General features: G+C 69.6%; 1 protein-coding gene. It reads left to right on the top strand.

Translation table 11 applies throughout. The features are described 5' to 3' along the window. Positions 1 to 573, top strand: a 573-nt coding sequence (locus HCJ94_RS29395) for a D-alanyl-D-alanine carboxypeptidase family protein (protein ID WP_168004250.1), incomplete at both ends; no start/stop codon positions are given.

The raw sequence follows: 573 nt of genomic DNA on the forward strand, positions 1-573 counted from the left end.
CGACAGAGGCAGGCAGGGCGGCGTCGATGCGATGAACGACGAAGCGCGCCGACTGCGGGCGAACCAGACCCACGCGGGAACGCCCTCGGGCTTGGACGCTCCCGGTCAGTACACCAGCGCGTACGACCTGGCGCTGATCGCTAGGGCGACCTTCGCAAGAGAAGACTTCCGGCGATACATGCGAACGAGGGTGGCGGAAGTGCCGGGACAGCCCGGACAGCCCGCCTTGGAGCTCGTCAACGACAACACCCTGCTCGACCGCTACCCGGGGATGCTGGGCGGGAAGACCGGCTTCACCTCACTGGCCCGACAGACCTACGTCGGCGTAGCCGAACGCGACGGCCGCCAGCTCGCGGTGACGCTGCTCGGCGCGGAGAACGCGCCCCTGGGAAGCCTTGGGGAGGCGATAGCCCTGCTCGACTGGGGCTTCGCTCTCCCTCGCGACGCGTCCGCCGGCCGCCTAGTCGAACCCGAAGAAAGGCAGTCTTCGTCTTCATCGTCGGCGTGGCTGCTGAGCGGCCTCGGCCTCGGCACCGTCGCACTGGCCCTGATCGTCGCCGCCCCCTGGCGGCG

Origin of the sequence: Micromonospora thermarum (genome assembly GCF_012034245.1) — a bacterium.
Classification (GTDB): Bacteria; Actinomycetota; Actinomycetes; order Mycobacteriales; family Micromonosporaceae; genus Micromonospora; species Micromonospora thermarum.